We start from the raw sequence: 25,583 nt of genomic DNA on the forward strand, positions 1-25,583 counted from the left end.
CCTCCTTTGCGGATTGCCATCTCATAAGAGTGTTTGAATTAACGCTGTAACTCCCGCTCAACACGGTGAACCGTATCAGGCCAGACCTGCTCCGGGTTGGCATTTTGCTTCGCAATATCATTCAGCCGCCGAGTAATGATGTTGTGCACCGAAGGGTATCGTTCGCCAAAGAAAGCCTCGGGCACATGCTGTGCCGATTCGGCAAATACAGGCCCTGTTGCCTGTCCGCCGAAGAAGGGTTCTTCTTCTTTCATCGCCGGTGTATCGAACACACCAGGTGCCGAAGGAAACAGGTTCAACGTCTTATATTGTTCAAGCTGATTATCCGGGCTTTGCAGCCACTGGATGACTTCGAACGCTTCTTTTGGGTGTTTGCTTGACTTCAAAATGGACAGGAATGATCCACCGTTATTGCCGTCTCCACCAGGAGCGCGAGTGACTCGCCACTTGCCAGATGTATCCGGCGCGGCTTCCTGCAGTACCTGCTTCATCCAGACGGCTCCCACAAAGGAAGCAATCTCACCATTATTCATCGCTGCGTTCCAGCCCGGGGTCCAGCCGTCGGCATTAGCGAGCAGCCCTTTTTGCTTGAAGGATACGGCGGTATCCCAGCTCTGCTTGACGAGTGGAGAATCCATGCCGATAAACGAGCCGTCAGGACGGAAATACCGTTCGGTTCCTTGCGATAACACTTGATTGTAAACGGTTCCAATATTGTCGGTTAGAAATACCTTGCCTCCGAACTTCTCCTTGATCTTTTCTCCTGCAGCAGAATAGGCATCCCAGTTGTTGATCTGACGAGCCACTTCTTCAGGCTCGGAAGGCAATCCGGCCTCTTTAAATAGATCTGCACGGTAGAAGAGGGCTGTCGGTCCCGTATCCATAGGGAAACCGATCATTTGTCCACCCGGTGTAACGCCTTGCTTCCATTTCCAATCCAGATATTGGTCTTCGACGTCACCTGCGCCGAGATCATACAGATTATAGAAACGGTCCTCGCTGGGAAAGAGCTCCATGATCCAATCGTTCAATGCGACAATGTCGGGCTCACCTGAGCGCGCAGCGAGTGTCGTTTTGAGTTTTGCTTTGAAATCACCACCGATTTTCTGAGCGGTCAGTTCAATATTGGGGAACTTTTCCTTGGCCTTGGCAATCAACTTATCATCGATGGAACGGTTCCAGTACCATAATGTAAGCGCTACCTTTTTGTTGCTCGATGAATCGTTCTGTCCCGGCCATATGGAGCATCCGCTCACCAGCATGACACAGACTAGCAGAATGGCTGTCCAGCATGTTCTTTTCCGGCGGATCATGTGATAACCCCCTCATCGTTAAGTTCGAGGCATGAAGTGCGATGGACTACAACATAAGTGTATGAGCAGTTTATAAACTCATACCCAATATTCCTGAAATGAAACACAAATTTGTGTCGGTTGCGTATCATAAATTTATTAGTTACTTTAGAAACAAAAGTTACTTGACACAACATAATTTTTATTTTAAACTTGCTTACATAAAGTAACTAATGATGATGACAATAATATAGATACGTATGATATGCAATCCAGTGATCCATTTTCCGTCTGGATGCGAATCAATTCATAACCAAGATGGCTTAACAGGAGGAACTTACTAATGATTAATTCACATATTATTCAACTGCTTGCCCCTAAAATCCAGACTTTTCCGAGTGGAAAAGAATTCATTTACCTCGTTGGGCCGATTAAGCTTCCGGTGAACCTTGATGGAGAGACACACACCTTCCAGTGGTACAGCTGGATGAAATCGGAGAAAGCTATGGAAAGCGGCGAGCTGATTGAATCTCTCGCTACTGCCGAACTGGCTGAACGTCAGCAATCCAGCGTATTAGTGTACGGTGATTTTGCCGAAGCACAGGAAGCACTGATTCGGATGCACAGCATCTGTCATACAGGCGACATCTTTGGCAGCAAACGTTGTGACTGCGGCTTCCAACTCGAGCAATCGATGAAGATGATTGCTGCCCATGGAGCAGGCGCACTCTTCTATCTGGCGAACCATGAGGGCCGTGGCATCGGTCTGTTCAGCAAAGCGATGGCATACCTGTTGCAAGAGGAAGGTCTGGATACCGTTGACGCCAACCTGCAACTTGGGTTCACAGACGATGCGCGTAATTATGATGATGCCATTGCCGTTTTGCGTGCGCTTCGTACAGCTCCTGTTACATTGATCACCAACAATCCACGCAAGCTTGCTGCTTTGCAGGAAGCGGGACTAAATGTGGGTGGACGTGTGCCACTGTGGGGAGATCGCTCGTCCTTTAACGAAAAATATTTGCAGACCAAAGTGAGCCGTTCTGGTCACTTGGCAGAAAATGATGCATGGGCTGGCGAAGAGACCTTGCTTCCACACGCCCAAGCCTAAAAGGTTGATCCCGATCCCGATCGATCGTTCAATATAATTTTGACATAAAGCCTGTTTGCCATTCTGTCCAATAGACAGGACAATTTAAGCTGTTTGTGTATGCTCCTTCTGGGGTATACATGAACAGCTTTTTTAAGTTTAGAGAATGGAACGGTCCCGTCTCACGCCAAGAATTAATCTGACGGTCCTGACTTTGCTTGCCGTTCATACCATACGAACTATACAATATAGGCATCTGATTTATGCGGGAGGAACGAAGGTGCCATTTGAGGGACAGTATGTGTTACCGGCTGCCAAGAGCATGAAGCAGTTTGAAGCAATGATTGAAGGCCCTTACACCTATGGGGTTATGCTGGATACGCATATTGCGCAGCTTCATAGTCTGCTGGAAGAAGCACGGCGACGTGGTAAAAAAATAGTACTGCATGCCGATCTGGTGCAGGGGCTGAAGAACGATGAATATGCCGCAGAGTATTTATGCCAGCATATTCGTCCGGCAGGACTGATTTCGACGCGAGCCAGTGTAATTCAGAAGGCGAAACAGAAAGGGATTACAGCCATTCAGCGCGTTTTTCTGCTGGATACAAATGCGCTGGAGAAAAGTTATCTTTTGCTGTCCAAGACCCAACCGGATTATATTGAAGTACTGCCCGGTGTTATCCCGCATATTATTGCAGAAGTATCCATACGGACAGGTATACCCATTATTGCAGGTGGGTTGATCCGCTCAACGGAAGAGGTTGAACTGGCGCTGGAAGCTGGAGCTACCGCAGTAACCACTTCCAACGTGGACCTGATTCGGCACTACAAGAAATCGCATACAGAATATAAGCAGTAATCCCACAACAGGAGGTTGTCTGTATGGAAAAATATATACTGGCCCTAGATCAGGGGACGACAAGTTCCCGGGCTATTCTATTTAACCGGAGCGGGGAGATTGTACATATTGCACAGCAGGAATTTCCACAGTACTTTCCCAAGCCGGGCTGGGTGGAGCAGAACGCCAATGAAATTTGGAGCTCCATTCTGGCAGTGATGGCTTCATGTCTGGCCGAAAGTGGAATCAAGCCCGTCCAGATTGCCGGCATCGGCATTACGAACCAGCGAGAAACGGTTGTGATATGGGACAAAGAAACGGGCCGGCCCATCTATAATGCAGTAGTCTGGCAGTCCAGACAAACGGCTGATATTTGTGATGAGTTGAAGGCGAAGGGTCTGGGTGACCTATTTCATCGCAAAACGGGTCTACTCATTGACCCTTACTTCTCGGGAACCAAGGTAAAGTGGATTCTGGATCATGTGCCTGGTGCCCGGGAGCGTGCAGAGAAGGGTGAACTCCTGTTTGGTACAATTGATAGTTGGCTGATCTGGAAGCTGAGCGGTGGTAAACATGTCACCGATGTATCTAATGCTTCTCGCACCTTAATGTACAACATCTATGATCTGCAATGGGATGAGGAATTGCTGCAAATTTTGGACATTCCCAAAGCGATGCTGCCGGAAGTGCGCGGTTCATCCGAGGTGTACGCACACACGGTTGACTACCATTTCTTTGGTCATCGGATTCCGATTGCCGGAGCAGCAGGAGATCAGCAGTCGGCATTATTCGGTCAGGGCTGTTATACAAAGGGAAGCATGAAAAATACGTACGGCACCGGCTGTTTCATGCTTATGAATACTGGAGAACAACCCGTACAGTCCAACCACGGGCTGATTACAACTATTGCATGGGGCATTAATGGTAAAATCGAGTATGCGCTGGAAGGCAGTATTTTTGTTGCCGGTTCGGCGGTACAGTGGCTGCGTGACGGCTTACGGATGCTTCGTTCCTCAAAAGACAGTGAGGATTATGCGGCACGTGTACCCTCTACAGACGGCGTTTATATGGTGCCTGCATTTGTGGGTCTGGGCAGCCCTTACTGGGACAGTGAAGTTAAGGGAGCTGTGTTTGGTTTGACGCGAGGAACGACCAAAGAACATTTTATCCGTGCAACCCTGGAAGCACTGGCGTATCAGACCAAGGATGTACTGACGGCAATGGAATCCGATTCAGGTATTCCGGTGAATGCCTTGCGTGTGGATGGGGGAGCGGCTGCCAATGATTTTCTGATGCAATTCCAGAGTGATATTCTGAATATTCCTGTGGAGCGTCCCAATGTGAACGAAACGACAGCATTAGGTGCGGCTTATCTGGCAGGACTTGCAGTAGGCTATTGGAATAGCGCGGATGAATTGGCGAATCACGAGAATACGGAGCGTGTCTTCCATCCGGTTATGGCTGAAGATGAGCGTACAGGACTGTATGCAGGGTGGCAACGTGCAGTGAAGGCAGCGATGGTTTTCAAATGAGTGGATTATATTTCGAATGGGCATTTGTACTTTTTCGTTAAAGTTCTACAATAAATGATATTTATTGGTGGAAAATGATGCATAACTTACAGGGGTTATTTTCCTGGAGAAGAGAAAACATATACCCACTATAAGGAAAAATAAATGATTAGTGGATCAGCTTGAAATTCCATCCGCAGGCAGAACAACTTTTTGAAATTTTTTTGAATAATGTGTCATTTCAGGCCTTCACGCCGCCTTAATTGTGTGATAGGATTAAGTCACAAGTTAAAAAAATGATGTCTGGAGATCGGGAGAGACCACGTACCGCTCAGCAATTGCTGAAGCGAATGACGTGGTCTTTTTTTTGTGCTTTTGTGGGTATAACAGAGGTAATCAATGGGAGGAATCAGAATGACAACATCGTTCTCGGCGGAAAAGCGTACGGAATATCTGGATCGGATGGCGAATGCACATTTTGACATATTGATTATTGGTGGGGGAATCACGGGAGCCGGGATTGCGCTGGATGCAGCTTCCCGCGGATTAAAGACAGCACTGGTGGAAATGCAGGATTTTGCAGCAGGCACATCCAGTCGTTCGACCAAACTGGTGCATGGCGGTCTACGGTATCTGAAGCAGTTTGAAGTGAAAATGGTGGCTGAGGTGGGACGGGAGCGAGCGGTGGTGTACCAGAATGGGCCGCATGTGACGACACCCGAACCGATGCTTCTCCCCATCTATACGGCGGGTACCTTTGGCCGCTTCAGCACATCCATTGGTCTGATGGTGTACGACCGGCTTGCCGGAGTGAAGCGTAGTGAACGACGCCAAATGTTAAATGCCGGTGCCGTCTCAGACAGTGAGCCTTTGCTGCGCAAGGAAGGACTGCTGGGTGGTGGACGTTATGTGGAATACCGAACGGATGATGCCCGGCTTACCATTGAAGTGATGAAGGAAGCGGTGCGGCGCGGCGCACAGGCAGTGAACTATGTGAAGGCAGCAGCATTCCTGAAGGAGAATGGGGTCATTACCGGAATTCAGGCTGTGGACCAGATCAGCGGTCAATCTTATGATTTGCGGGCAACCAAGGTGATTAATGCTTCCGGTCCATGGGTGGATGAGCTGCGCAAGATCGATGGGTCTCGCCAGGGCAAAACGTTGCAGATGACCAAAGGTATTCATCTGGTATTCGACGGTACGCGTTTCCCGTTAAGGCAGGCTGTATATTTTGATACACCGGATGGACGAATGGTCTTTGCTGTCCCGCGGGATGGGAAAACCTATGTGGGAACCACAGATACCGTATTCGAAGATGATCCCGCACACCCGTTAATCTCTGAGGCAGACCGGAATTATGTCATCGATGCCGTCAACGGCATGTTCCCGGACGTTCGGATTCGAGCCGAGGATGTGGAGTCCGGTTGGGCAGGTGTGCGTCCGTTGATTCATGAGGAAGGCAAAGGACCTTCCGAAATTTCCCGCAAGGATGAAGTGTGGGTAGCCCCTTCGGGGTTGATCACGATTGCCGGGGGTAAATTAACCGGGTACCGCAAAATGGCCGAGATGGTTGTTGATCTCGCTGCTCGCCAATTGGAGCAGGAGACGGGAAAATCGATAGGACCATGTATAACGAAAGAGATGCCAATCTCTGGAGGTCATGTTGGCGGTTCCGCCGGTTTTGGCGCGTATGCAGAACGCAAGATTAAGGACGGCGTAGCACTTGGGCTCGACAGATCTACTGCGGAACGGTTAGCCCGAGTGTATGGTTCCAATGTGGACGCACTGTACGAGCGGATGCCTGATCCGCGGGCAAAGGCAGAGCTGCATGGTATGTCGCAGGAGCTGCTGCTGATGCTGCGTTATGCCATTGACGAGGAGATGGCTGTGACACCTGCAGACTTTTTTGTGAGACGCACCGGAGACCTGTTTTTCCGCATTGACGAAGTCCGTCAGTATAAGGCAGTAGTGATTCAGTTTATGGCTGAACGCCTGGATTGGCGGGAGGAGCAAGCGATACGGTTTGCGAATGAACTGGATCAGTTGCTCTTGGAAGCATCGGGCAAAATGTAATGCAGGATTTCGCATCTGGGGGTCGAATGGAACATGTAAGCGTGTAACAAGGAGAGGGGTTTACATCTATGACTTTACAGATCGGAATCATTGGAACAGGTTGGTTCAGCAAGGTACATGCAGATATTCTGGCACGAATGGAAGGCGTTCGTGTAGCAGCTGTCTGTGGAACAACGCTGGAAAAGGCGGAGGCTATGGCTTCCGTTTATGATGCTGTTGGCTACGGTGAACTTGAACATATGCTGGATGGTGAAAAGCTGGATGCAGTCTATATCTGTGTTCCTCCGATGTCTCATGGATCGATTGAAGCTGAATTGATTCGTCGGGGTATCCCGTTCCTGGTGGAAAAACCGCTGAGTACAGGCATGGATATTCCTCGTCAGGTGCTGGATCAGGTACAGAAGTCTGGATTGTTGACATCGGTAGGTTATCATTTCCGTTATCAGGAGGCTGCACAGGTACTGAAAGAAGCGATGAAAGAGCAGACCGTCGGCATGGCGCTTGGGCGCTGGATGGGCGGAATGCCAGGAGTCGCCTGGTGGCGTCGCCAGGAAGGATCCGGGGGGCAGTTTGTGGAACAGACGACCCATATCGTGGATTTGCTGCGGTACTGTGCTGGTGAAGTGACAGAGGTATACGCTGCAGCGGCCCAGCGCAGCATGCATGAGAAGCACGAACATGTCACGGTAGCCGATGTGGCGAATGTAACGCTTAAGCTAGAAAGTGGGGCGATCGCGAGCATTGCCAACACTTGCCTGCTGCCAGATGGTGAAGGCGGCGCAGGGCTCCAGTTTTACACGGACGCCGGAGTCTGGGATTGGACGCCTGAACGTCTTCTTCTGCCAAGTGCTGCCCCTCATGCGATGGCAGGTCTGGAGATTCCAGCAGGGCATAACCCGTATGAGCGGGAAAATGAAGCGTTCATTCACGCCCTTCGTACCGGAGATCGTTCACGGATTTTGTCCGATTATGCGGATGCCTGCCGTACACAGGAAATTACAACGGCGGCATTGGTTTCGGCAGATTCGGGATTGCCGGTACAGCTTCAGCGCTCCAAACATCTCTCTCATTAATCCTTTTATGACGTAACCAGAAATATAACCACATGAAAAAGACGCCTGAATCTGGACTGATCCGAAGATCAGTTCAATTCAGGCGTCTTTATGTTGTACATGAATCAGAATCTGGCTACTTAGTAGACTGCTGCTGTTTCAACCAGTCTGAGGACCAGTTGTAAATCTGATTGATGACGGGTTCGATGGCTCTTCCTTTGGGCGTCAATTCATACTCTACGCGGGGCGGAATTTCAGGATACATATGCCGGGTTACGATACCTTCCATTTCCATCTCCTTTAGACGTTCGGATAATAACCGACCGCTAATCGCCATTTCTGCTTCCAGCTCTGTGAATCGTTTCGGTCCGGATAACAGTTGGTACATGATGAGCAGTACCCATTTCTTACCGATGATATCCATGGCCTGAGTAATGAGACAGGGACTTGGTGATTTTACTTTTCTCAGCTTCAACGTGTTCACCTCGATTCAAGTATTGATGGATTTCTTCGTATATTCGTATATATAAAAGTGCGTGGCTTTCTGCCGCTCTGACCAAAGTAAGGGACAATGAAGTCAACATGTTACTACAAAATGTACTGTAACATACCTTTTGTATGTATTATACACTATTCGTCAAAAAATTACTTGAATAAATAATGTTATTATTATATACTCACTTCATAAAAGTAAGTTAATGATTATTAATATGTATAATATCAGCACGTACCTTTTTTTGCAGTGCAAACTGCCCATTTTAAAAATAGAGTTACGCAGTAACTTTTACATAGATTGCTTTTTATACAACAGATGGATATGGACATTCATTTTCAGGAGGATTATACATATGAACAAAGGCTTAAGAATTTTGGGATATATTGCGTTGGTTGTGCTTGCAGGTGTGTTTGTAATGGCGGGGTTTAACAAGGTTAGTGGAGCAGAGATGATGGTGCAGACTTTCGAAGGTTTCTCTTATCCTACATGGACGATGTATCTCATTGGTGCAGTAGAGCTGCTCAGTGCGGTGGGTCTGTTGATTCCACGAACTCGTATTCTGGCTTCAGGAGTATTGACGTTTATTCTGATTGGGGCTGTGGGAAGTCATCTGATTTACGGACAATATACGGCTGTTCCTTTCCCGGCAGTGCTACTGGTTGCCAACATTGTCGTTCTTATTATGGGCATGCGTAAACTGGAAGCAGAAGAAATGGATATGGATCTCGTGCAGGTCTAAAGAGTTAGACGCTGGAGTAACGAATATTGAAAAAGATGACCACTGTGATTAAGCGGTAGTCGTCTTTTTTACGTTTATCTCAAAAAAAAGAAGAACCCACGGATTTCAAAGGGTTCTCTTGCAACGGGACTTCTTGAAACGGAAGGTCTCCTGATTAATAAATAATCGAATAAATTCCTATTATAGTAGTTTTTTAAGTTGGGAGACGCGTCCTTGGCTAATGCCAAGCTTTTCCGCAATTTGCTGTTGAGCCAAACCAGGATTCTGTTCAACAATTTCCTTCATCTGTTGCAGCATGCGTGCCGTCTTCGGCCGCAGGTCCGGGTACTCATGGTTGGCAGCTGTAGTCCCTTCTTCCCATGCGGGAGATGAGACTGTGGCGGATTCGGTAGCAGGACGCTCCACGGGTGCAGGAGCCTGTTTGTTTGGAGGAACGAACCAATCGGGAGTGTCATCCGGGTGTTTTAATTGAATTGCACAAGTCCGGCAGATGAATTGCTCTTTGAAATACATTTCAGTATCCACATCACCGCAAAAAATACACAATGTTGATTTGTACTTTCTCAAAATCAACTCTTTCCCTTCAATGAAAAACTCGAGCGGATCGCCGATATGGATTTCCATCGTATCCCGCATTTCTTTGGGAAGGACAATTCGTCCAAGGCGGTCCAGAGATCTCTTCATTCCGGTTCTTTTCATCGCATCTCCCCCGCAATATTCACAATTAAAACCTGTCCTTATTGTAAGGAAGAAAGGGCTTTAATACAACAATAATATTTCAAGAAATAGGGTTAATTCCATCTATTATGGGAAAATAAGTTTGGATAGCACGGGTGCAACCGCTAATGTGAACAATGCGGCCAGTACCATGGAGATGCTGGAGATGGTTCCTGTCAGTGAACTGAGCTCAAAAGCCTTGGATGTGCCTGTTCCATGGGCACCGGTTCCAAGCAGCGTTCCACGCGCAATCTCGCCATCAATACGCAGCATTTTCACAATGGATGGCCCCATAATCGCTCCCAGCAGACCGGTCATGATGACAAAAACCGCCGTAACCGCCGGAATGCCTCCAATGGTAGCCGATACATTCATGGCAATAGGGGTCGTGATCGATCTTGGAATCAGACTATGAATGAGTCCGGAGTCCAGGCGCAGCCATTTGGCGAGCAGGGCAGAAGAGAGGACCGCTACGACGGAGCCCGTCATAACGCTGAAGACGATCTCGGAAATATGTTTTTTGAGTACATGGAAAAACGTATAGAGTGGTATGGCGAAGGCTACCGTTGCCGGTTGAAGCAGCAAACTTAGCCATTTACCACCACTGCTGTAGGCTGCGTAATCCGTGCCTGTTGCGAGCAGCACACCGACGACAAGAAGCGGCGTAATCAGCAGCGGAGACAGATACACTTTGGGCAGGTTGCGATACATGCGTTTGGCGACCAAGTAAATACCGACGGTTAACAAGAGACAGAGGAATCCAATCATCCGGTGTGACGCTCCTTTCGTTTGGCGATTCGGGTGGCAACAAGGCCTGTGCAGGCCATGACCAGAAATGTGCTAAGCAGAACAATAAACAAAATTTGCAGTCCGTCTTGCTCCAGCATGGGCATATAGTTCATAATGCCAACGGCTGACGGGATGAAAAACAGCAGCAGTTCACCGAGCAGCCAGGCGGCTCCAATTTCGATCCAGCGCAGCTTCACGATCCGGGTCTGAAGCAAAATGAACAATACGATCATACCGAGTATGGAACCTGGTACAGGTAGATGGAGAGCACGGGCCAACTGGTCCATGAGCAGTGAAAAGGCCATCAAGAGCGCAACTTGCAAAATGCCAAGGCCCCATTTCTTCACTTCAATCCCTCCTTGTATAATGAACGTGATGATTTTGAGTTGTTTATGAAAATGAATGGAAGCGTTGTTTGAATCAATTTCATAACTCACTAAAAGTGAATTTAAGTAACTAGATATAGACAAATTGAATCGTTTTGATCTATATCTAGCCCTGATTGAAGCAGACAAATGTATTATGAAAATGATTCACTTGATATAACAAATTTTACATCGCATTCTTTCATGAGTAAAATGCATATTAAGAATGTTTACCATTCCATTTATCTATGAGAGATGGGGATCAGACGATGGATATCCGCCATTTGCAATATTTTCTGGAAGTTGCGCGGCAGCAAAGCTTCACCAAAGCGGCCGAAGTGCTGTTCATTACACAACCGACGATTAGCAAAACCGTCAAAAGCTTGGAAGACGAATTGGGCGTAACTTTGTTGGATCGTTATGGCAAGAAGGTAGCGTTAACGGATGCAGGGCATGTCTTTTTTCGGCAGGCGCTGGAGATTGAAAAGTCATTTCGCAGCTTATCGTCCGAATTGGATGACTTGATGAATCTGAAGAAAGGACACCTGCGGATCGGCTTGCCGCCGATGATAGGTTCGAGCTTTTTTCCGATGATTATCGGTGAATTTCATAAAGCTTACCCACAGGTAACCATTCAGCTCTTCGAAGACGGTGCCAAAAAAGTAGAGGCCGATGTGATTAGTGGTGCACTGGATATTGGTGTCTCAGTTCTGCCTACCGTGGATGAACTCGTGGACCACTTTGTTTTTGTGGAAGAGAAACTGAATCTGATCGTACACCCTTCACACCCGCTTGCGGGCAAAGAGTCCATCGCGCTGCGCGAGCTGGAGCATGATGCATTTGTGCTGTTTCGGGAAGATTTTGCGCTGCATGACCGGATTATCGCCGCCTGTCAGCATGCGGGATTCCAGCCTCGGGTGGTGTACGAGAGTTCCCAATGGGACCTGCTCAGTGCAATGGTAGCGGCCAATCTGGGTGTGGCTTTGCTGCCAGAAACGATCTGCCGTGAAGTGGATCATATGCGTGTGCGTATTATACCTGTGATGGAACCTGTGATTCCGTGGCAGCTCGGCATGATTTGGCGGAAGGACCGATATTTATCCTTTGCAACCCGGGAGTGGATCAGTTTCACACAGTCCATGCTGAGTGAATAAGAAAATCGGTGTAAACGGGGAAGAGGAACCGGAGAGATCGTTATCTTAACTCCACTGAAAGCTATAGAATCATATTAAAGCGCCCCTCAACACGGTTGAGGGGCGCTGCTTTTCTGTCTATTTATAAAACGAGTAATATTAATGTTGCTCTATATGAACAATAAGAGTAGCTACAGCGTACATGCTAATGCAGTTAGTGAAGCTCTGGCTGTGTTTTTTTCAAATATGCACGCCAAGTAATACACCATTGTTTCGGGTCGTCCAAAGATGATTCGTCATTGCGATGCACCGTGCTGTTATGCGGAGCTGATTTGACGATATCTGGCTGAGTATAGGCTTCATTTGAGATATGCTCTAGCGCATGGATATATTCGTCGAGATCCTCCTTGGAATAGGATTCCGTTGGCTCCAGTGTGAACGGCTGTGGAACAATATACGGGTGATGAGAGGTCCAGTAATGTAAGCCAAAATCGCACATTCTTCGCGTAATATCCTCCGTCGTCACTCCAGTCTCATCCGTGAGCTGTTTCCAGCTGTAGCGGACCTGTTCTAAACGGCGTCCTTGGACATACGGGGCACTCGCTCCGCGTATTTGAACAATTTTATGATATAGATAGTTGTTGTTCAGCACCGCCACCTGGGCGACATCTTTCAGACCGTCTGGTCCGAGGCTCATAATCCAGGCGTAGGAGCGGAGTACAGTTTGGGCTACACCGTGAAAACTCCGTACCTTACCAATGCTGACTTCCGTTTGATCTCTCAAAATATAACGTCCGTCATCTTCCTTATCCACCAAAGGGCCGGGCATGAAATTCTTCAATTCTTCCGTCACTCCGAGAGCGCCCGTAGCAGGACCACCGCACATATGGGGCGCAGCAAAGGTTTTGTGAAGATTGAAAAAGCACATATCAAAACCCGCTTCCTTCGCTCGTGTAATTCCGAGCAGGCCATTGGCGTTAGCCTGATCATAGTAGCAGACACCACCAGCTTCGTGCACGACATCCGTAAATTCGCGGATACGATGATTGTAGATGCCTGTGTCCTCTGGATTAGCCACAACAAATCCGGCAGTCCGCTCGGAGACAACGTTCTTCAGCTTCTCAAGGTCCGGGAATCCATTCTCGTCTGGATGCAACGTAATAATCTTATATCCCTTAACCGCAGCTGTAGCAGCTTGCGAAGGATGAGAGAAGATCGTTGTAATAATCTCATCACGTTGCTCACCTTCACCGCGCGAATCATGATAGGCGCGAACGATGGAGGCCATAGCCAGAAGTGCCTGGGTTCCGCTACTCGGCTGAAAGGAGAACGCATCCATACCCGAAATCTCTCGCATTACCAGATCGAGATTGTGGAATATCTCCAGCATCCCCTGAACAGAATCCACATCTTGTAGCGGATGAAGCTCGGTCATACGTGGATTTCGGATAAGCATTTCGTTAATCCGGGGAATATATTTCATCGTGCAGGTTCCCTGACCAATCTCCACGTTCATATCCGATCCCAGCGTTTCCTGGGATAATCTCAGATAATGCCGCAGTACCTTTGCCTGCCCGATTTCTGGCAAAGCGGGAACAGTGCGCCGCCACATGGATGCCGGTACGTTGTCTTCTGCGGAACCTACTTCAGCAGCTATAGCCGCTTCCGTTCCCGGCGGCACGACGCCTCGTTCCCCGGGGCGGTGAAGTTCAAAGATAACGGGCTCATCCCATTTAGCTTGGTGAAACTTCCGAACCTTATGATCTCTGCGAATTCGTTTCATGGCGTTCAGTCCTCCTCTATATGATCGTTATGACATGCTGACAATGGAACGAAGAGTATCGACGAGTCGGTCCAAATCCGCCTGGGTATGCGTTTCCGTAACGCAGTACAGTGCACATTGGCCCCATGAGGGGTAGGATAAAGACAGATCCTTACCTCCGAAAATTCCTGTCTCCATTAATCTTTGGTTGATCTCATCAACGGTTAGACCTGTATCATTAAAATCAACAACAAACTCTTTGAAAAAGGTGCCATTTTCGAAGCGAAGAGACACACCTGGAATTCGTGATATCTGTTTTGCAGCGTAATGCGATTTCTGGATAATGGTGCTGCCAACCTCTTGCATTCCAGCAGGACCGAGAAGAGCCAGATATACTCCTGCCGTAATGCCCCATAATGCGGTCTGGGTTCCTACCGATTCCTTGCCTTTCTCCCGAAGAGCGAATGATGTACGTTCATAGGCCACATCTCCGAAGCCATATTCGCCTTCCACTTCGGTTGGCACGATGCCAAATAGCCGGGAAGGGTATTCCATTACGTATTTTTCCTCATCACGTGTTGCGATAAAACCAGCCTGCCCACCGCCAAAGTTCATATGCATACCCAGCGGCTGTAAATCTCCGCAAATGATATCCGCCCCGTAACGGCCTGGAGGCTCCAGAACTCCAAGCGAAATGGGATCAACACCTACAATAGAAACGGCATTTATCTTATGAGCCAGTTCAGATATTTCTGGTCCCTGATCTTCAATGATCCCAAGGTAACCGGGATTTTCAAAGTAAATCGCCGCGATATCGTCACTTAATTTGCTGCGCAGATCATTCAGATCCATTCGTCCTGTTACCTGATCGATGTCAACATACTGAATCTCCATTACCGGAGTACAGTAATTACGAATAATCGCCGCCTTATCCGGATCTACGGAACGTGGGAGCAGCACGGTTTTGCGCCCTGTAATACGCCCGGCCATCCGAATCGCGGTTGAAGCCGCCTGAGCCCAGTCAAAGGTTGGAACATTTACGACATCCATGTCCACGAGCTCGGCAAGCAGGCTCTGATATTCGAATAGGGCTTGGAATCGACCATGGTCTTCATAAGGTTCTCCGGCATAGGCCGTCACGAACTCAGAACGCTGATTGATCTCGTCGCATACAGCCGGGATGAAATGCTGCCAGCATCCTGCACCCAGAAAATTAAGATAATCTCCACTGTGCTTGTTCTTTGCTAACAGTCCATCAATATGTCGGCGCAGTTCATACTCGTTCATGGCTGGCGGAAGGTCCATCTCCCGCTTCAGCTTCAGGCTGTCAGGGATCGCGTCGTGGAGTTGCTCCATAGACGTTAAACCAATTTCTTTCAGCATCGCGTCCCGGACCTCCGGAACGGTATTTGGAATATAGGGATGGGCATATGTTTTGTTGTCAGCCACAATTAACGCCTCCGTTCATATGTTGGGAAAATGGTAATTCTTATCGTCCTAAGCGATCCCGCCTCCGTCAACAACGAGCACACTGCCTGTTACCCATGAGGACAAGTCACTCGCCAGGAACAATACGGCATTCGCGATATCACGCGGTGTACCTAGACGCTCCAGCGGTCTTCCTCCTGCAGAGGCAACCAGAAATGCTGACTCATCCTGCTGTAGCTGCTTCGCTTCGTCACGCAGGAGAGGTGTATCCGTATCCCCTGGTGATACACAGTTGACTCGAATGTTCGCTGCTCCATGGTCGATAGCCATGGCACGCGTCAGATTGACAACGCCTGCCTTTGCTGCGCAATACGCTGCTGCGCGGTCTCCACCTTTCAGTCCCCAACCTGAGCCTGTGTTAATGATGCTGCCTCCGCCGCTAGACTCCATAATGGGAATTACATATTTAGAAAGGAGAAAGACACCTTTGAGTGAGACATCTAGTACAAGATCCCAGTCTCTTTCATCCAACTCGGTAACCGTTTTGCGGCGAATAACCCCTGCGTTATTGAACAGGACATGAATCCCTCCAAGAGCTGATTTAATCTCTGAGGCTGTACGTTCGCAGTCTGCAGCAGAGGTTACGTTGCAGCAGTAAAAGCTGGCCTGACCACCATGTTCACGGATACCCGCGACGGCCTCGTTACCCGCAGCCTCATTAATATCAATCAAGACAGCATGTGCCCCGAAGCTCGCTAGAAGCTCAGCGGTGGCCAGCCCAATGCCTGATGCCCCACCAGTAACGACGGCTACCTTGCCAGATAAATTCAAAACGTCCTGTGTATTAAGCATCTTTATCTTCCTCCATTTCATATTGCATCGCTTCTGTACTCATTCGGCGGCTCAGCCTTTCAGGAGAGCTATCCTCCGCCATATACGCCTGAAGCAAGATGCGGAACCGGAACGCTTCCGGTTTAACTGTATTCTCAGGCGACTGTGCTGGGCCGCAGCTGTTACTTCCCAGTCCGTTCTGTCGGTAATCCAGATTCAGAGTAATGAAATCACGAGGTGCCAAATCGCTCATATGCTGCGCCTTCTCCAGATCACTATCCGTGTAACGTCTAGCGCTGAAATCAAGCGTTGGCGCTCCTGCCGCCAGCAGACCGATTCCTGCTCCATCGGCAATCGAAACCCATCTTACATCTGTCCGATTTCCATTCTCTTGGGGATAGATATACGACGTGAACAATCCATCTACACTGCTCTGATATACGCCGAAGCGTCCGGCCTCCCGGCTATCCGAATAGCTCTCTCCCGGCCCGCGGCCATACCATTTCACATGGTCTATATCACCGGGTACTTCCATTTGAAGACCGATTTTCGGCAGCATGGCGGGTGGTGTTCCCTCCGGTATTCCCTTCACATCCATAATGATTAGTCCGCTTGCAGTAACCGTATAGGACGTTTCGCAGCGGAAGCCCCAGTCGTAGACAGGAGGTGCTATGCGTGAAGTCCAAGTCATACGCACAGACGTTTCATTCAATCGATCCCAGACGAAGTTATCTATCCGCTCGGTCAGTCGATCGAGGTGTGCCTTACGCCAATCCGGGAGCACATACATATCGTTATCAATCGGAGCACGCCAGAAATTCAGTCGTGGTCCATGTTGAATGAGTTCCTTTCCGTTCAAGCGAAGCGACGTGACCCCTGCACGTAGACGATTAAAAGAAATACGGAAACTGTCATTCGCAAGGATTAGCTCTCGCCCTTCTTCGGTGACTGACAACTTCTGCTCTACAGACAACTGAGACAGGGAAGATACGGATGAGGTGGAATGATTCGGCAGCTCAAACTGCGCCCAAGCCACCTCATGCCCCTGTTCCGCCCAAGCGCAGTCTGCTGCCAACGTGAATCCGACATTCAGCCACATCTCTGTACCCGGCTCGAGATGAATCGACTGTTGATCTGTTAAATTCAAATTTGGAATCAATACGTTTGCACTATCACCCGGACTAATCTGAGGAAGTACGAGTGCACCACTGTTTATGGTTCTTCCATCAGCCGTGATACTGTAATGAACCTGCAGATGATCTAAAGTCACGAAATCATACCGATTCGTTACGCGAATCTTTCCTGCGTCTATCAATTCGACCCTAACAGGTTCGATGATTTTCTTATATTCAATGAGTCCCGGAGAGGGGGTACGGTCTGGGCGAACTAGCCCGTCAATAACAAAATTACTGTTATTCGGTACATCTCCGTAATCTCCGCCGTAAGCGTAGTCAGCCTTGCCATCGATTAATTTTCTGCTAAGCCCATGATCGATCCATTCCCAGACAAAGCCGCCTTGAAGACGCCGATAAGCATCAAAGGTGTCAAAATACGTCCGTAACCCTCCGGGTCCATTACCCATCGCATGGGCAAATTCGCATAGAATATGCGGTTTCGGATGATCGGTTAGCTGGCCGAATCCTTCCATTTTCTCCACCGAAGAATACATCGTGCTCACCACATCACATACTTCCGCTTCACGGTCTTCTTCATAATGGATAAGACGTGTGGAATCATTGGCTTTGCACCACTCAGACATCGCACGGAAATTGCAGCCGAAGCCCGATTCATTGCCAAGTGACCAGAAAATCACGGAAGGGTGATTCTTGTCGCGCTCCACCATACGGCGGATGCGGTCAACATAAGCATCCTTCCAAGCGGGGTCATCGCTAAGCCGTGAAATATTACCCAGCGGCTCAAAGCCGTGCGTCTCCAGGTCCGTCTCTTCCATAACGTATAACCCATACTCATCACACAGATCATAGAACCGCGGGTCGTTCGGATAATGTGCTGTCCGCACCGCATTGATATTGTGCTGCTTCATCATTTGAATATCTTCGAACATGGTGGTTACCGTGACGGTTCGTCCCGTATCTGGATGATGGTCATGCCGGTTTACTCCTTTGAGAAGGATCGGTACTCCATTCACCAAGAACTGTCCATCCTTGACTTCCACACGGCGGAACCCAACTCGCTGGGCAATCGTTTCTATAACCTGATTCTTCGAATCAACCACTGAAATGATTAGATGATATAAATAAGGAGATTCAGCATTCCATAAAAAAGGCTTCGCCACAGGCAGATTGAACTCGACACTTGAAGGATGGTTTAGATTCTTCTCAGCAGACAGGATCTGCTCGCCAACGTTATTCAGCAGTTGCAACTGTACCGTGCCCTGAACTTCTTCTCCATCCAGATCTAAGCGGACCGACAGTACCGCATTGGTAAACTCTGTATCTAGCTCCGTTACAATTCGATAATCTGTAATGCGGGATGCTGAAGGCTCGGAAACCAGATAGACATCCCGGAAAATGCCACTCATCCACCACATATCCTGGTCCTCCAAATAACTACCGTCAGACCACTGGTATACCCGGACCGCCAATCGGTTAATTCCCGCCTGAAGGAAAGGGGTCAGATCGAACTCTGATGTCAGGCGGCTGCCTTGGCTGTAGCCAACAAATGAACCATTCAGCCATACATGAAAGGCGCTATCTACACCGTCGAACTTAAGTGAAACAACTCTTCCGTCCCAATGGTCTGGCAGCGTAAATTCCCTTATATAGCTACCCGTTTGATTATCATTAGGTACATGAGGAGGATCAACAGGGAATGGGTACTCGAGATCCGTGTAATGCGGATTTCCGTAGCCTTGCAACTGCCAGTGGCCAGGGACACGAATATCATCCCAACCTGAGGTGTCATATTCATTTTGATGAAAATCCGGGGGCGCTATATCCGGTCCCTCAGCAAATTGGAACTTCCAAATACCGTTCAGCGATTTGAACCACGGAGAGCTTCCTCTGTCATAGCTCAGAGCACTTTCTTTATTGGAATGAGGAATAAAATAGGAGCGACTCTTCGCACGGTTTCTCTCCAGCACGCTGAGGTTATCCCAGTCGCGCTCAATGTTCATAACAGTCATGATCGTCAATCCTTTCCTCTATCTGTGTGTCCTATCCTTTAATACCTGTCGTGGCAATTCCGCCGACAATGTAACGCTGGGCGAAGAAGAAAATCGCAAGTGGCGGAATTGAAATTAAGCAGGTAATGGCCATGATGGATTGCATATCAACACCGTACATGCCCTTAAATTGAGATAGGCCTAACGTTAACGTATATTTCGTCTGATCATTTAGGAAAATGAGAGGCCCCAGATAGTCATTCCAACAACTCATGAACTGGAATACGGAGACCAGGATCAGCGAAGGTCCCATTAGCGGCACGATGATTCGCAGCAGAATCGTCATTTTACTAGCGCCGTCAATCGTCGCTGCTTCATCCAGCTCCCGGGGCAGGGTCATAATGAACTGCCGCAATAAAAAGATATAATAGGCAGAGCCGAACCACGACGGAATAATCAGCGGTTTGAGTGTGTTGATCCAACCCAAATAGTTAAACTCCATATACTGTGGAATCATCGTTACTTCCCAAGGGATCATCATAGTCGCCAGAACGACAAGAAACAGGAAATCACGCCCTTTGAACTGGAATCTGGCGAAGCCGTAAGCGACGAGCGTACAGGATATCAGCTGACCCAGGGTGGATAAAACCGTAACGAGCAGCGTATTTTTTAAAAATAAATTAAAGGGCTGGATGTTCCATGCCTCTGCGAAGTTACTGAATTTCCAGACGGACGGAATCCATTTGGGAGGAAACAGATAGAGCTCCTGCGGTGATTTCAGTGCCGTGGTCACCGCCCAGAACAGTGGGGCGATGAATAGCAGTGAGAACCCAATCAGCAACGCGTAAGCAAATACTTTTTTCATCAGGACCGCCCCCTTTTACTGGCCTTAAGTTTCTTCTGCGGCTGCTTTTTCATTTCACCTTCATAGAACACCCAGGCTTCCGAAGATTTGAATACCAGAAACGTCAAGGTAAGCACGATCAGAAACATAAACCAGGCGTTGGCGGCAGAGTAACCCATCTTAAAGTATTTGAAAGCGTTCTCATACATGTACATCGCATAGAAATAGGTTGATTTCATTGGCCCGCCTCCCGTAAGTAGCAGGGCGAGAGTTAACTGCTGAAATGCTGCAATAATTGATGTAATGAGATTGAATAGAATTGTTGGCGTAATCATCGGAATGGTTACACTCAAGAACATTCGGATTTTACCTGCTCCGTCGATTGAAGCCGATTCGTACAAGTCCTTAGGAATGCCTTTAAGTCCAGCTAGGAAAATAAGCATCATTGATCCTTGTCCCCAGAGGCTGGCAACGACCATTGCAACAAGCGACCAGTTTGTATCATTCAGCCAATCGGGTCCCTGAATGCCCAGGACAGACAAGAAGTAGTTCAGAATTCCATAGTCTCCGCTGTATACCCAGGACCAGATCATAGCAAGCGCAACACCTGAAATTACAGAGGGGAGATAAAATGCCGTACGGAAAATGGCGCTTCCTTTAACCCTTTGATTGAGCAGCATGGCAAGTCCGAGTGCGACTATAATATTGAGCGGAACGAAGAGGGCTGCAAATTTCAAAGTTACAAATAAAGATTTCCAAAAAAGCGGATCATTCGAAAACATCTCTACGTAGTTGTCTAGCCCGATAAAAGTTACCTTACCGACGATTGGCCAATCAAAAAATGAAATGACCAATGAGAACAGCAGGGGGCCTAAAGTGAAGAAAACAAATCCAAATATCCAAGGGAAGATAAAGAGGTAGGGTGCAAGCCCACCCCATCTACGTTTTTTCAAGGCCTTAAGGGTAGCTGTCGGTTCTGATGTATTCTGCAGGTAGGTCTGAGCCATCTCCTAACCTTCTTTCTACAAGTGTTATTTCAAATATCGCTCGCTGTCCTTAACCGCCTGATTCAGCGCTTCTTGGGCATTGCTGCCGTGCATAACTGCTTCCACTGCAGCCGACAGCTGTCGGTTCACTTCATTCCACTTCGGATTGAGTAGAAATGCAGGTGTATTGTCCGAACGCTCAAGCATGGTGTAATAAGGTTTGTAGAGCGGATCTTGATCCTTCTTGAGTTCGTTTACAACACTTTGTCGTACTGGCAGGTCAGCAACACGCATTTTGATCGATTCATTGGAGACATAGAATTTAACGAATTCCCATGCCAGATCTTTGTGCTTGGAGTCTTTAGCAATAGACAAGGCAGATTCTGCAAGTACACCTTTAACCGGTTTGCCTGGAAAAGCCGGAATTTCGACCGTACCTACATCAACTCCCGCTTGTTTGAATGACTCGAGCGGCCAGATTCCGCTTTCCCACATGGCGATCTTACCGCCTTTAAAAATATCATCACCGCTTTGCTGGCCTTTACCACCTGTAAGCACGGCGGTGCCGTCCTTCACCATATCACCAAACATTTGGATGGCTTCAGCGGTTTCTTTACTGTTCATGTAGCCCTCGATGGTTTTACCATCTGGGGAAATAAAGGAGCCACCGTTGCTCCAGACAAAGCCCTGCAAGTCATACGTATCATTCTCGGCACGGGCACCGAAGCCGTATTGCTTCTTGGAGGTGTCCGTCAGCTTCTTAGCGATATCCTGGAAATCGCTCCATTCCCATCCGTCTTTAGGATAAGGGACACCGGCAGCATCAAAGAGCTTTTTGTTATAATAGACGACACGAGTCGTGAAGCCGGCCGGAATGCCGTATAGCTTATCGTCAATTTTTCCATAGTTGAACAATCCTTTGTAAAAATCATCTATCTTCAGGTCTTTATCTTTTTCTGCAAAGTCATCCAGTGGTTCAAGAGATTGATGGTAAGTAGGGAAGTCCCACATGTACATGACGTCTGGCGGGTTACCCGCTCCAAAGCCTGCGGCAAGCTTCTGGTCAAATCCGTCCGCATAGGCCTCAACCTGCACCTTTGTACCGGGATGTTCTGCTTCAAACTTCTTGGCGATATCCTGCTCAATTTTGAGCGCGTCTCCCGTATCCCAGGTTGCAAAACGAAGCGTCTTCGTCTGATCCGAACCGCCGTTCTCCGGATTGGCTGTTCCAGCGTTACCGCTGCATGCAGACAGTATAGATACCATCAGCGTCGTTGCAAGGACAATGTGTGAAATTCTTTTTTTCATATTGTCAGCTCCCTGTCAGTGAGGTTTATAATAATTGAACCGCTTTCATCGTAACGCGAATGAAAGCGGTTCAAAACGTGTATCTATTCGAATGTTGTTGTGATTTTGTTCGAATTATTGAAGCAGGTGTCAATCTGTTCGAGAGCTGTCGTCTTTTTGTTGGGCACGGTAATGACTCGGTGTCTGACCCGTACAGCGTTTGAACCATTTGCTGAAATATTTGCTGTCTCCAAGTCCTGTCCGTTCCGCAATTTCCTGCATGGTTAGATGTGTATCCCGCAGTAGGCCATATGCAAGGCGCAGTTTCCGTTTATATTGGAAGGCAATGAAGCTATCGCCGACAGCCTTCTTAAAGAGAATGGAGAAATGACTGCGGCTGAGCCCAACCTCTTCCGCCAGTTCGCTGGCTGACCAGTCAGCTGCGGGATTAGCATACAGTAGATTCACGGCTTTCCAGATCGGATCTGGCCAATGATTTACGGATATCCCATACAACTTCTCTAGCTCAGCTTCTTTATGAAGGTTTTGGAACGCCTGCTTCAGATCATCGCTGTGGAGCAAGGATTCTTTACGAGTCCACTTCAACTGACTGCATTTGCTCTTACTCTCTACCAGCAGGCTTTCTGCAGACCCTCGCAGCGTATCAGGAACGATCCAATAGTAGTATTCTTCTCCATAAGGAATGATCGTACCCTTGCGCATACTGCGGTCATTCTTCTCAGCTTCTTGTAGTAGCTCGGTCCAAGATGCTCCGCATTCTGCCGTTCGAATCAGATATATCAACAAAGGCTGACCATTAACATGTGATTGACCGCCATGCAGCTTCTCCAGCTCCTCTGGAAATTTACAGCTATGTCCGTTCAGCCATGCAAAGAGCAGTGTTTCCATACGTTCTTCGTCTTTTGGAGAGGGGGGAGCGGAGACAGACAGTTCCTGCTGGAACTTCTTTAACATGTCTTCAAGTTCTTCGTCCTCAAAAGCGGTTTTCAAAAGATATCCGGAGGCCCCAAGTTGAATTCCCTGCTGTGCGTATTCAAAGTCGCGGTGACAACTGAGCAGAATTATTTTGGTCTTCGCCGCCATCTCCTTTATCTTGCGAGACAGCTCGATGCCATCCATCTCTGGCATTACAATATCTGTTATTACAATTTCAGGCCGATGCTCCAGAAAGGCTTCCCAGGCTTTTTGTCCATTGGGCGCGTCAGCTATAACTTCCATTCCATATTTCTCCCAAGCTACGGTCGAACGTAGGCCTTTCCGTACAATACTCTCATCATCTGCAATCAGCACCTTAATTCTCTTTGCTGTATCCATCCGGACGCTCCTCCTCTTTGGGCCAATGAATGACAATCGCTGTACCTTCACCCTTAGTCGAAAATACCGTAAGCCCGTACTGCGGGCCGAAATGCAGTTTGAATTTCTGGTCTGCGTTCTGAACGCCTAATCCTCCGCGCCCACGACGTTTCGGATCTGGAACAAGCAAACGCTCCCGTTTTTCTTCCGTCATACCCGCTCCATTATCCCGGAGAGTCAGCAGAAGCTCATTCTTTTCTACGGTGACATCCAGCTTAATTACACCTATCCCATCCGTGAAGCCGTGGAAAAATATATTTTCAAACAGCGGCTGCAGAGTCATACGCGGGATCAGATACTGCTTCAGTGAGTCTTCGCAATTCAGCTCATAGCTGAACACATTTCCGTACCTGATCTCCTGAATTTTCAAGAAATGCTCAATCATGCGTAGTTCTCTGCCCACCGTGATCAGTTCCTGCGATATATCCAGATTTCCTTCCAGCACCATCGTTAAGTGATATAACATCTGACGGATATCATCAGCCCCTTCCAGACGGGCCTTCCACTGAATGGAGTTCAACGTATTGAACAGCAGGTGAGGGTTAATCTGATAATGAAAAGCCTTCAGTTCCGCTTCCTTCTTGAGTCTTTCGCTCTGTTCCACTTCTTGTACAAGCGATTGGACACCACTTACCATCCGGTTAAAACTCATATCAAGGCTACCTAGCTCATCTCGACCTTCGATCGGCATCCGTGTATCCAGCTTACCGAAGCTGACCTTCTGCATCGAATCCTTTAGCGTACGAATACGTGCTGTAAACCTCGATGAGAACAGATAGGCGAATCCAAAGGCAAGCAGACATGAAATAATGGCTACGACAATGGTATTCGACCGAATAATGCCCGAGGACAAGTAGAAGGCTTTGGCAGGTAATCTCGCTTCGATGGTCCACTGGTTCACGGCAAGCGTCCGAATCCATGTAATGTCACTATCCTTCTTCGTAAAAGTGGATGCACTTTCATATACAATCCTTCCGTCCGAAGCTTTAATGGTCAGATGCGACTTCGTATCTGTCTCAAATAGTTTGAACATATGGATTAATTCCTGCGCATTCTCCTCTATGAGTATAGTACTGCCGTTTTGCGTTCCGTTGGAATTATGAATCGGAACAGCGAGCCCAAGGACGGGGAGATTCGAATCGCCTGAGCTGCTCATTGCGTGATTTTGCATATAAAAGCCAAGCCAGTATAATCCTTTATAAGAAGCGGGTTTTGTCTTCCATTCTGGTATATTTCTCAGCTTGGCAACATCCAAATTGTTCTCTCCATAATAATAGCCAGAGGGTGTAATGATATAGATTCCTGCGGTTTGGTCCGTCCGCAGTGATTTCAGTAGTGCTTCAAAGTCATTCTTCTCAATGATTTCACTATAGCTTACAGGTGCTTGATTCCTTAGATCGGTATGGGCGGGATTAAGCAAATACGAATAGATCGTTTCACTCATTTGTTTCATTCGGCTTAAAGATGAACTCGTTTGTTGCTCCAACTGCGCTACAGCATTTTCACCATATTTGCCAAACTGGGAATTAATGATTTTGGCGGATTGGTAATAGGACAACGCACCAAGCGAGAGCAGCGGAATCAGAGTCACGATGAGAAAACAGAAGAGCAACTTGGTCCGTATACTGCGGTAGGAACCAGAGAAAATGCGTTTATTAAGCTGCCTGATCCATTGGATGTTCATAAACGGTTTCCCCTCTCGCTATAACTATATCTACCTGCATTCTAGCATGGACAGGTAGCCTATAGAAGAATCCAATCATTTCATGGTAACGCTTTCAATTTGTTGTTTGCAAATAAAATTTTTCGAGGAAACGGGAAAAGCACCTCCCCGGAAAGCTGTTTAAAACAG

General features: G+C 48.0%; 21 protein-coding genes. 7 read left to right on the plus strand and 14 right to left on the minus strand.

Annotation, left to right across the window (positions count from 1 at the left end):
• Positions 1–38 precede the first annotated feature (38 nt).
• On the minus strand, positions 39–1,313 hold the full coding sequence (locus CRO25_RS14600; protein ID WP_063567341.1) for an ABC transporter substrate-binding protein: 1,275 nt from the start codon (positions 1,311–1,313) through the stop codon (positions 39–41).
• A gap of 322 nt (positions 1,314–1,635) precedes the next feature.
• Between CRO25_RS14600 and CRO25_RS14605 the strand changes: the two genes are divergently transcribed.
• From CRO25_RS14605 to CRO25_RS14625, 5 genes are all read left to right on the plus strand, one after another.
• Positions 1,636–2,403 carry a GTP cyclohydrolase II gene (locus CRO25_RS14605; protein WP_079695491.1) on the plus strand — a complete coding sequence of 256 codons (768 nt, stop codon included), beginning with the start codon at positions 1,636–1,638 and terminating at the stop codon, positions 2,401–2,403.
• A 259-nt stretch (positions 2,404–2,662) separates the two neighbouring features.
• Positions 2,663–3,241: a glycerol-3-phosphate responsive antiterminator gene (locus CRO25_RS14610; RefSeq protein ID WP_063567339.1), complete on the plus strand. Its 579-nt coding sequence runs from the start codon at positions 2,663–2,665 to the stop codon at positions 3,239–3,241.
• Between the two features lie 23 nt (positions 3,242–3,264).
• Entirely contained in the window at positions 3,265–4,752 is a 1,488-nt protein-coding gene (glpK, locus tag CRO25_RS14615; protein ID WP_079695492.1) for a glycerol kinase GlpK, read from the plus strand.
• Positions 4,753–5,145: 393 nt separating this feature from the next.
• Entirely contained in the window at positions 5,146–6,804 is a 1,659-nt protein-coding gene (locus tag CRO25_RS14620; RefSeq protein WP_079695493.1) for a glycerol-3-phosphate dehydrogenase/oxidase, read from the plus strand.
• 68 nt (positions 6,805–6,872) lie between these two features.
• Positions 6,873–7,877: a Gfo/Idh/MocA family protein gene (locus tag CRO25_RS14625; protein ID WP_079695494.1), complete on the plus strand. Its 1,005-nt coding sequence runs from the start codon at positions 6,873–6,875 to the stop codon at positions 7,875–7,877.
• Between the two features lie 115 nt (positions 7,878–7,992).
• Here the strand turns inward: CRO25_RS14625 and CRO25_RS14630 are convergent, their stop codons facing one another.
• Positions 7,993–8,280, minus strand: coding sequence for a helix-turn-helix domain-containing protein (locus tag CRO25_RS14630; RefSeq protein ID WP_062321783.1), 288 nt, complete (start codon positions 8,278–8,280; stop codon positions 7,993–7,995).
• Between the two features lie 424 nt (positions 8,281–8,704).
• Between CRO25_RS14630 and CRO25_RS14635 the strand changes: the two genes are divergently transcribed.
• A complete protein-coding gene (locus CRO25_RS14635) occupies positions 8,705–9,091 on the plus strand; it encodes a DoxX family protein (protein WP_064641750.1) in 387 nt (128 codons plus the stop codon).
• A 180-nt stretch (positions 9,092–9,271) separates the two neighbouring features.
• On the opposite strand, the gene CRO25_RS14640 is transcribed toward CRO25_RS14635, so the two are convergent.
• The 3 genes from CRO25_RS14640 to CRO25_RS14650 all read right to left on the minus strand — a co-directional run bounded on the left by CRO25_RS14640 (position 9,272) and on the right by CRO25_RS14650 (position 10,944).
• Complete coding sequence (locus CRO25_RS14640; RefSeq protein WP_064641751.1) at positions 9,272–9,790, minus strand: AbrB/MazE/SpoVT family DNA-binding domain-containing protein; 519 nt, start codon at positions 9,788–9,790, stop codon at positions 9,272–9,274.
• 105 nt (positions 9,791–9,895) lie between these two features.
• Positions 9,896–10,576: a CidB/LrgB family autolysis modulator gene (locus tag CRO25_RS14645; RefSeq protein ID WP_063567333.1), complete on the minus strand. Its 681-nt coding sequence runs from the start codon at positions 10,574–10,576 to the stop codon at positions 9,896–9,898.
• The gene (locus CRO25_RS14650; protein WP_079695496.1) at positions 10,573–10,944 is read right to left on the minus strand and encodes a CidA/LrgA family protein; all 372 of its coding nucleotides are present in this window, start codon (positions 10,942–10,944) and stop codon (positions 10,573–10,575) included. The genes CRO25_RS14645 and CRO25_RS14650 overlap by 4 nt, the downstream gene beginning before the upstream one ends.
• 287 nt (positions 10,945–11,231) lie before the next feature.
• On the opposite strand from CRO25_RS14650, the gene CRO25_RS14655 reads away from it, so the two are divergent.
• The gene (locus CRO25_RS14655; RefSeq protein WP_079695497.1) at positions 11,232–12,116 is read left to right on the plus strand and encodes a LysR family transcriptional regulator; all 885 of its coding nucleotides are present in this window, start codon (positions 11,232–11,234) and stop codon (positions 12,114–12,116) included.
• A gap of 193 nt (positions 12,117–12,309) precedes the next feature.
• Here the strand turns inward: CRO25_RS14655 and gcvPB are convergent, their stop codons facing one another.
• From gcvPB to CRO25_RS14700, 9 genes are all read right to left on the minus strand, one after another.
• Positions 12,310–13,878: an aminomethyl-transferring glycine dehydrogenase subunit GcvPB gene (gcvPB, locus tag CRO25_RS14660; RefSeq protein ID WP_079695498.1), complete on the minus strand. Its 1,569-nt coding sequence runs from the start codon at positions 13,876–13,878 to the stop codon at positions 12,310–12,312.
• Positions 13,879–13,905: 27 nt separating this feature from the next.
• On the minus strand, positions 13,906–15,306 hold the full coding sequence (gcvPA, locus tag CRO25_RS14665) for an aminomethyl-transferring glycine dehydrogenase subunit GcvPA (RefSeq protein ID WP_079695499.1): 1,401 nt from the start codon (positions 15,304–15,306) through the stop codon (positions 13,906–13,908).
• A 48-nt stretch (positions 15,307–15,354) separates the two neighbouring features.
• Positions 15,355–16,137 carry an SDR family NAD(P)-dependent oxidoreductase gene (locus CRO25_RS14670; protein WP_079695500.1) on the minus strand — a complete coding sequence of 261 codons (783 nt, stop codon included), beginning with the start codon at positions 16,135–16,137 and terminating at the stop codon, positions 15,355–15,357.
• Positions 16,130–19,261 (minus strand): glycoside hydrolase family 2 TIM barrel-domain containing protein, encoded by a 3,132-nt coding sequence (locus CRO25_RS14675; RefSeq protein WP_079695501.1) that lies wholly within the window; start codon positions 19,259–19,261, stop codon positions 16,130–16,132. The genes CRO25_RS14670 and CRO25_RS14675 overlap by 8 nt, the downstream gene beginning before the upstream one ends.
• Before the next feature lie 31 nt (positions 19,262–19,292).
• Positions 19,293–20,105, minus strand: coding sequence for a carbohydrate ABC transporter permease (locus CRO25_RS14680; RefSeq protein WP_079695502.1), 813 nt, complete (start codon positions 20,103–20,105; stop codon positions 19,293–19,295).
• On the minus strand, positions 20,105–21,091 hold the full coding sequence (locus tag CRO25_RS14685) for a carbohydrate ABC transporter permease (protein ID WP_079695503.1): 987 nt from the start codon (positions 21,089–21,091) through the stop codon (positions 20,105–20,107). The genes CRO25_RS14680 and CRO25_RS14685 overlap by 1 nt, the downstream gene beginning before the upstream one ends.
• A gap of 24 nt (positions 21,092–21,115) precedes the next feature.
• Positions 21,116–22,378, minus strand: a complete 1,263-nt coding sequence (locus tag CRO25_RS14690; protein ID WP_079695504.1) for a sugar ABC transporter substrate-binding protein — start codon at positions 22,376–22,378, stop codon at positions 21,116–21,118.
• A gap of 129 nt (positions 22,379–22,507) precedes the next feature.
• Positions 22,508–23,692 carry a response regulator gene (locus CRO25_RS14695; RefSeq protein ID WP_079695505.1) on the minus strand — a complete coding sequence of 395 codons (1,185 nt, stop codon included), beginning with the start codon at positions 23,690–23,692 and terminating at the stop codon, positions 22,508–22,510.
• Positions 23,670–25,415: a sensor histidine kinase gene (locus CRO25_RS14700; protein WP_079695506.1), complete on the minus strand. Its 1,746-nt coding sequence runs from the start codon at positions 25,413–25,415 to the stop codon at positions 23,670–23,672. Before CRO25_RS14700 ends, CRO25_RS14695 begins: the two co-directional genes overlap by 23 nt.
• Positions 25,416–25,583: the final 168 nt, after the last annotated feature.

Source organism: Paenibacillus sp. RU5M (genome assembly GCF_900221055.1).
GTDB classification, from domain to species: domain Bacteria; phylum Bacillota; class Bacilli; order Paenibacillales; family Paenibacillaceae; genus Paenibacillus; species Paenibacillus marchantiae.

Coding starts and splice junctions, on each gene's coding strand:
- gcvPB (WP_079695498.1), bottom strand. CDS start 13,878: ATGAAACGAATTCGCAGAGATCATAAGGTTCGGAAGTTTCACCAAGCT.
- glpK (WP_079695492.1), top strand. CDS start 3,265: ATGGAAAAATATATACTGGCCCTAGATCAGGGGACGACAAGTTCCCGG.
- CRO25_RS14600 (WP_063567341.1), bottom strand. CDS start 1,313: ATGATCCGCCGGAAAAGAACATGCTGGACAGCCATTCTGCTAGTCTGT.
- CRO25_RS14605 (WP_079695491.1), top strand. CDS start 1,636: ATGATTAATTCACATATTATTCAACTGCTTGCCCCTAAAATCCAGACT.
- CRO25_RS14640 (WP_064641751.1), bottom strand. CDS start 9,790: ATGAAAAGAACCGGAATGAAGAGATCTCTGGACCGCCTTGGACGAATT.
- CRO25_RS14635 (WP_064641750.1), top strand. CDS start 8,705: ATGAACAAAGGCTTAAGAATTTTGGGATATATTGCGTTGGTTGTGCTT.
- CRO25_RS14675 (WP_079695501.1), bottom strand. CDS start 19,261: ATGACTGTTATGAACATTGAGCGCGACTGGGATAACCTCAGCGTGCTG.
- CRO25_RS14620 (WP_079695493.1), top strand. CDS start 5,146: ATGACAACATCGTTCTCGGCGGAAAAGCGTACGGAATATCTGGATCGG.
- CRO25_RS14685 (WP_079695503.1), bottom strand. CDS start 21,091: ATGGCTCAGACCTACCTGCAGAATACATCAGAACCGACAGCTACCCTT.
- CRO25_RS14655 (WP_079695497.1), top strand. CDS start 11,232: ATGGATATCCGCCATTTGCAATATTTTCTGGAAGTTGCGCGGCAGCAA.
- CRO25_RS14670 (WP_079695500.1), bottom strand. CDS start 16,137: ATGCTTAATACACAGGACGTTTTGAATTTATCTGGCAAGGTAGCCGTC.
- CRO25_RS14700 (WP_079695506.1), bottom strand. CDS start 25,415: ATGAACATCCAATGGATCAGGCAGCTTAATAAACGCATTTTCTCTGGT.
- CRO25_RS14625 (WP_079695494.1), top strand. CDS start 6,873: ATGACTTTACAGATCGGAATCATTGGAACAGGTTGGTTCAGCAAGGTA.
- CRO25_RS14630 (WP_062321783.1), bottom strand. CDS start 8,280: ATGGATATCATCGGTAAGAAATGGGTACTGCTCATCATGTACCAACTG.
- CRO25_RS14645 (WP_063567333.1), bottom strand. CDS start 10,576: ATGATTGGATTCCTCTGTCTCTTGTTAACCGTCGGTATTTACTTGGTC.
- CRO25_RS14690 (WP_079695504.1), bottom strand. CDS start 22,378: ATGAAAAAAAGAATTTCACACATTGTCCTTGCAACGACGCTGATGGTA.
- CRO25_RS14695 (WP_079695505.1), bottom strand. CDS start 23,692: ATGGATACAGCAAAGAGAATTAAGGTGCTGATTGCAGATGATGAGAGT.
- CRO25_RS14680 (WP_079695502.1), bottom strand. CDS start 20,105: ATGAAAAAAGTATTTGCTTACGCGTTGCTGATTGGGTTCTCACTGCTA.